The sequence below is a fragment of the Acidobacteriota bacterium genome (assembly GCA_028874215.1).
Lineage (GTDB): Bacteria > Acidobacteriota > UBA6911 > RPQK01 > JAJDTT01 > JAJDTT01.
In genome coordinates, this window is sequence record JAPPLF010000038.1 from 11,722 (window position 1) to 15,042 (window position 3,321).

The 3,321-nt window shown below is 61.8% G+C and carries 2 protein-coding genes; both read left to right on the top strand.

The features are described 5' to 3' along the window. Positions 1-731: 731 nt before the first annotated feature. Entirely contained in the window at positions 732-1,859 is a 1,128-nt protein-coding gene (locus tag OXT71_06960) for a PKD domain-containing protein (GenBank protein ID MDE2926121.1), read from the top strand. A 210-nt stretch (positions 1,860-2,069) separates the two neighbouring features. Beyond that, entirely contained in the window at positions 2,070-3,266 is a 1,197-nt protein-coding gene (locus OXT71_06965) for a hypothetical protein (protein ID MDE2926122.1), read from the top strand. Positions 3,267-3,321 lie beyond the last annotated feature (55 nt).

Sequence of the window (3,321 nt, forward strand, 5' to 3'; positions counted from 1 at the left end):
TCGTAATTCAGTGCAGTAGGGAACCCGTTTTTCCATGCCGCCCGGCCGGTCTGGACGGCAGCGTCGGACGAACCTTCCCAACCGTCACCTTTGAACCTCAGCGACCACCCATCGGCTGGCGCCGTCCGGGCGGAGTTGGATTCACTCGCTCAAGTGCCGACGTTGGCGCCGCCTGCAACCCGTTGACGGACGTGATTTCCCCGGCGCCGTGCCGGCGTAGAGATGGGCATCCAGACCCGCATCTTCACGACGTTGCCGTTCGTGCCGGTGGGGAGATGACGGCCAAACGATAGGAGGTCCTTATGACCGGTCACCATTCAAGACAACCGAAAGCCGCGCTTCGCCCTGGCAAGGCCGGCAAATTCCGTACCCTTGCCTGCGCCGCGCTTGTAGGTGGGATTTTCCTATTCACGGTTTCGCCCGCCGAGGCGCAGGTCTGGTCCGCCACCCTAACGGTCGACGCGGCCAATAATTACTTGGGCTGCGACAACGCAGATGCATCGCACGACAACTGCTCCACAGCACTCACGGACGATAACTTCACGCATCTGGGCACGACATACAACATCACCCAAATTTATTACGGCGCAAATGCTAGCGCAGGCGCTGATCACAACAGGTTGACGGTCGCATTTGACAAATCGTTCCCCTCGTCAACGCGAACTCTGACTCTGGTGATCGGCAGCAATTCGTTCTCTCTTGCCGCCGGCGATTGGAACCCGGATACGCGAGTGCGGTTTTCCGGAGCCGGATCCAAGCTCAGTTGGACCGACGGGCAGCAGGTTTCGTTGTCGCTGACGGCGCCGGCGGCGCGGCCGAACCGCCCGCCCAAAGTGTCCGCATCGTGCGACCCGTGCGACGTGTCTCCTGGCGGGGAGGTGCGTCTGACGGCCACGGCATCGGACCCGGACGGCGACCAACTGTTCTACCGCTGGAGCGCCAAAGAGGGCAGCTTCATTGGCGTCAGAACGATCATTGGCGTCCCATCGAGACCGACAGCACGATGGCAAGCGCCTCCTGTGGCCGGACGGTATCCAGTGACGGTCGTGGTCTTCGACAGGCCCAACAGGAGCGGTGCCTCGGCTTCATCCACCGTGGAGATCAACGTGAACTCGCCTCCGACGGTGTCTCTGTCCTGCGAAGGAATGTGCCGGGTGCGCCAGGGCCTTTCCGTGCAACTGACGGCCACGGCATCGGACCCGGACGGCCACGAGTTGTCCTACTCGTGGAGTGCCGACTCGGGCAGCTTTATCGGGGAGACCGATGGCGCGACAGCCCGGTGGCAGGCACCGGCCGAGGCCGGAGCGATGACGGTCAGCGTGATGGTCTCCGACGAGCAGGGAGGCTCGACATCGGCTGAGGTGGACGTGGCGGTCGACCCCTTGTCGAACCAGTCCGCCGTCTTCGCCAGCTACCTGGTGAGCATGCCGAGCGACGACCCGGGTCAGGTCATCGACACCTACCTGTCCGTGAGCAACGTGCTCTCGGCCCCCGAGGGAGTCGAGACGGCTGGAGGCCCCTACGAGGGAGACGACAAGGTGGGGACGCTGGAGATTCACCTCTACGGCCGGGACGACGACGAACCGATGATCCATGAGACGACGGGAGACTCGCCCGGCAGCGGCCTGGATGAGAACGGGAGGTTGGCTCCGGGACAGACGTATACCGTGCGTCTGGCCGAACTCGTCGGGGAAGATCGGGCCTTCGTCGGCTACGGTTGGATCGTCGGGAACTTCGACGGCATCTCCGGAACCCGTACGATCATCAACTTTGGACAGGGTGTGACTGTGCACGGCGATCTGACGCCGAAACTGTCTCGTCACGGTGCTGGAGTGAAGCCCATACCGCCGCAGGAGTAGCGGGATCCGGCGAACTCCGGCAACCGGCACGGCGGCGGTTCACCCCAGATCGATCCAAAAGCTGCGATTGCAACAGCAGGCGGGCCAGATCCCCGGCCATGGCTTCTCACCGATGCCGGCAAGATCCTTCGAAGTGTCGTCGTAAGACGTCTCCCTGCGGCCATCCCGGCATAAACGGAGGAGTCTAAGAAACCGGTCCGAAAACGACCGATGGCCCGTCACTACTCGACCCGGAGTTTTTTCCGCCAGATCCCGAATGACCTGCTCGCCCGCTATTTCGAGGGCCGGGGTCTGTTCGGAGACTTGGATTTCCCGGCCATTCAGGAAACCCGATCGAACGAGTTGTATGAAGCATGGCTGGAGGTGCCCGAGGATCAGCGCAACGCGATGAGGGCGGAGTTTCGCGAGATCTTCGAGATGGCCTGCGAGAAGGGAGTATGGGCCATTTTGGACGAGGCGCGCTGGCAGTGGCGGGATGACCCCGAGAGATTGACCGGATTCATCGAAATGTTGTCGGCACTGCCGGGCCACTATCATCGGGCCATGATCACCTGTCTCGATCACCCGGAATGCTGGAGAGGCGCGATACGGTTCCACCATGCCGACACCCTCCCTTATTGGCGCAAGCGCAAGCACATGGGCCACCGACCAGCCCAAATGGACGCCGCCAGCCTGGAGCAACTGGCGGACCTGGTCCGCACCTACTTTCACCGCAATGAGGGCCGGGGCAAGCACTGCCTGGTGGAAGCCTGCCGGCGGGGCGAACTGGACTACTTCTTCGCTTATCCGGAAGACTACTCCCGGCAACAGATCGAATGGGTCAAGGGAGCGTTCGATCAGCGTCCGCATAATCCCATCTTCGAGGTGGTCTTCGTATACTCTCAACAGGAAGGCACGCTGGACTTGAACTTTCGCGGCCCCTACCGGGCCGTGGAGCCTCTACAGGGGATGTTCGCCATGGCAATTCTGAAACAGGACCGGCTGCCGCCCGATCCCGACGACGAACGGGTCTACGATCTGGACCCGCTACGGCAGCGGAGCTTTTCGTTCGTATACGACGTGGGCAGTGGAATCGAGAGGGTGGCGGTAAGCAAGCTGCGGTTCTCCTCGCGGGTGAGAAAGGGAGACCGGATCACGGTGGAAGCTGATGCGTTCAACGACCCGGAGGCGGTGTACGACCTTCTGGAGATGGTCGGCCGGTGCCTCCCTCTGAATCTGTACAGCGTCACCCAGGTGGAGTTGGTGGCGTTCGTGGCGGCGGATGCGAACCAACCGACCAAGCCAGTGTCCATCCGAATCACCTGCCCGAACTCCTGCTCGCTGAAGTACGACGAGCGGGATCTGAAACTGCGGGCGATGCTGGAAGCCTCCGGTATCGAACTCAAGGAACCGTCGCGGAAAAACTAAGGAAGGTCTGATTAAGTCGAGTCAGCGTTCTGCACGATAATTCTTTCATCATCAC

What these genes read in the sequence shown, in the direction of transcription:
- OXT71_06965 (MDE2926122.1), top strand. Translation starts at nt 2,070, where the DNA reads ATGGCCCGTCACTACTCGACCCGGAGTTTTTTCCGCCAGATCCCGAAT.